We start from the raw sequence: 3,268 nt of genomic DNA, 5'->3' as shown, positions 1-3,268 counted from the left end.
GGGCATGGCTGCGGGCCACCCGCGCCTCCACCTCCTCCGCGCGGGCCGCGAAGCGCTGCTCCTCCACGAAGAAGCGCCCCACCCACGCGGCGCCCAGGCCCAGGAGCGCCATCACGCCCAGGCCCAGGAGCGCCCCCCGCACCAGCCGCGCCACCGCCCCGGGCACCTGGGCCAGGCGGACACGGCGGGGAGCATGGGGGATGGCGAATTGCATGGGGCCGCGAGCCTACCGCGCGCGGAGGGGGCCCGCGAAACGGAGGGCTTCAACGCCTCACGGAAACCCGGTCACTGGTGGTGAGAACGCTCGATTGCGTGGGCTCGTCCCTCTCCGTCAGGACGAGCCCAGCTCCCGCTGCAACTTCGCCAGCAGGTTGAGCGCATCCAGCGGCGTCATCCGGTCGATGGAGGCCGCCCGGAGCGCATCCAGCACCTCCGCGTGCGCAGGCGGCGCGGGAGGTGCCACCGGAGCCGCTGGCCCTCCACCGAACAACCCCAACTGTCCCGCTGGCACGGCGCGCTTCGTCGTCGAGCGCACCGCCACCCGGGGCCTGCCGGCTTCATCCAGCTCTCCGGCTTCCAGGTTCTGCAGCAGCTCCCGGGCGCGCAGCACCACCTCCGGCGGCAGGCCCGCCAGCTTCGCGACCTCGATGCCGTAGGAGCGGCTGGCCCCGCCGGGCACCAGCTTGCGCAGGAAGATGACCTTGCCGCCCTGCTCCTTCACCGCGACGCACAGGTTCTTCACCCGGGGCCGCTCGCGCGCCAGGTCCACCAGCTCGTGGTAGTGCGTCGCGAAGAGCGACCGCGCGCCCACCTTGTCGTGGATGTGCTCCGCCACCGCCCACGCGATGGAGAGCCCGTCGTACGTGGACGTGCCTCGCCCAATCTCATCCAGGATGACCAGGCTCTTGCGCGTCGCGTGGTGGAGGATGTGGCTCGTCTCCGTCATCTCCACCATGAACGTGGACTGCCCGCGCGCCAGGTTGTCCGCCGCGCCCACGCGCGTGAAGATCCGGTCGCACAGGCCGATGCGCGCCGCCTTCGCCGGCACGAACGAGCCCGCCTGCGCCATCAGCGCCGTCAGCGCCACCTGCCGCATCACCGTGCTCTTGCCCGCCATGTTGGGGCCGGTGATGACCAGCAGCTGCGCGTCCTCCGGATCCAACCGCACGTCGTTGGGGACGAAGGACTCGCCCGCCCCCAGCATCCGCTCCACCACCGGGTGCCGGCCTCCGGTGATGACCAGCCCCTCCGTCGCGTCCACCTGCGGCCGCGTGTAGCCGTACTCCGCCGCGCACCGCGCGAACGACACCAGCGCGTCCGCCGTGGCCACCGCCTCCGCCGCCGAGCGGATCCGCGGCGCCGCGGCAATCACCTGGGTCCGCAGCTCCTCGAAGAGCTGCAGCTCCAGCACCGTGCGGCGCTCCTCCGCCGTGAGGACCTTCTCCTCGTACTCCTTCAGCTCCTCGGTGACGAAGCGCTCCGCGCCCACCGTCGTCTGCTTGCGGATGTAGTCCTTGGGCACCGCGTGCAGGTTCGCCTTCGTCACCTCCAGGTAGTACCCGAAGACCTTGTTGAAGCGGATTTTCAGCGAGCTGATGCCCGTCCGCTCCTTCTCCCGCTGTTCAATCCGCAGCAGGTAGTCCTTGCCGGACGTGGACAGCGCGATCAGCTCGTCCAGCTCCGCGTGGAAGCCCGGCCGGATGAAGCCGCCATCCCGGATGACCACCGGCGGCTCGTCCGTCACCGCCCGCATCAGCAGCTCCGCCAGCTCCGGCAGCGCGCCCAGCGGCCCCGCCAGGGACTTGAGCAACCCCGCGTCACACCGCGAAAGCGCCGCGCCCAGCCGGGGCAGCTGCGTCAGTGACAACCCCAGCGCGCGCAGGTCCCTCGCGTTGCCAGCGCCCAGCGACAGCCGCCCGCACAGCCGCTCCAGGTCGGCCACCTCCTTCAGCGTGGCCACCAGCTCCTCGCGCCACACGCTCTTGCCCGCCAGCTCCTCCACCGCGTCCAGCCGCGCGGTGATCTCCGGCAGCGAGCACAGCGGCGCGGACAGCCAGCGCGCCAGCTTCCGCGCCCCCAGCCCCGTCGCGGTGCGATCCAGCACGCCCAGCAGCGACCCCTTGCGTCCCCCGTCACGCAGGCTCTTGAGCACCTCCAGGTTGCCCCGCGAGGACTCGTCCATCACCAGGCAGCCGGCCTTCTCCTGCCGGGACAGCCGGTCCACGTGCGCGGCCGCCGTCTTCTGCGTGTCCTTCAGGTAGCGCAGCGCCGCCCCGGCCGCCCCGGTGGCCAGCGGCGAGCCGTCCAGCCCGAACGCGGACAGCGACTGGACATGGAAGTGCGCGCGCAGGAAGGCCGTCGCCCGCGTGTGCTCGAACGCCGCGCCCTCGCTCTCCGCCACCGCTGGCGCGCGCGACAGCCGCTGGCACACCTGCACCACCTCCGGCGCCTCGCGCATCCCCTGCGGCACCAGCAGCTCGCGCGGGTCCACCCGCGACAGCCCCTCCACCAGCTCCGACAGGCTGGACGCCTCGAAGGTGTAGAACTCGCCGGTGGACGCCTCCAGCAGCGCCGCGCCGAAGCCGGCCTCGTCCCAGCACAGGGCCGCGAGGAAGTTGCTGGCCTGGGGCTCCAGCACCTCGTCGTCCAGCACCATGCCCGGGGTGATGACGCGGGTGACCTCCCGCTGCACGATGCCCGGCCCGGCGCCCGGCTCCGTCACCTGCTCGCAGATGGCCACCTTCAGGCCGTGTTCAATCAGCTTCGCGATGTACCGGCGCGCCGAGTGGTACGGGAACCCGCACATCGGGACCTTGTCCGCGCCCTTGGACCGCGCCGTCAGCGTGATCTGGAGCAGCTCCGAGGCCTTCACCGCGTCCTCGAAGAACATCTCGTAGAAGTCGCCCATCCGGAAGAACAGCACCGTGTCCGGATGCAGCGCCTTCACCTCCAGGTACTGGCGCATCATCGGGGTCAGGGAGGCAAGCTCCCGGGCCCCCGCGGGTGCTTCGGTCGTCCCGACGTCCGGGGTTGCGTCGTCCTCGGCCATCACCACCACCGCTGCCTTGTCCGTCTTCATCTGCTGTGTCACCGCCATCCCCCGCCTTCTCCCACGCCCCTACGTCCGGATCAACGAACCGGACGCCCTACCCAGGGCGTCTGCCTACCACCCCTGTCCGACATTTCCGGACGCCGCCTTCCGAAATCGGTTTCCAGCCTGGAGGGCCCCCGGCAGGCTGCCCACCGACATGGCGCCCCCCTCCAAGCC

General features: G+C 71.5%; 1 protein-coding gene and 1 pseudogene. Both read right to left on the bottom strand.

The genetic code is table 11. The annotated features are described in order from the left end of the window. Positions 1 to 214, bottom strand: a pseudogene (locus D7X12_RS43605) (DUF3592 domain-containing protein); the annotation flags it as partial. A 117-nt stretch (positions 215 to 331) separates the two neighbouring features. Next, complete coding sequence (mutS, locus tag D7X12_RS40385) at positions 332 to 3,097, bottom strand: DNA mismatch repair protein MutS (protein ID WP_120630439.1); 2,766 nt, start codon at positions 3,095 to 3,097, stop codon at positions 332 to 334. Positions 3,098 to 3,268: the final 171 nt, after the last annotated feature.

The sequence above is a fragment of the Corallococcus sicarius genome, assembly GCF_003611735.1.
GTDB classification, from domain to species: Bacteria; Myxococcota; Myxococcia; order Myxococcales; family Myxococcaceae; genus Corallococcus; species Corallococcus sicarius.
The sequence above is the reverse complement of the archived record's forward strand: the minus strand, read 5'-3'. Positions and strand labels throughout refer to the sequence as shown.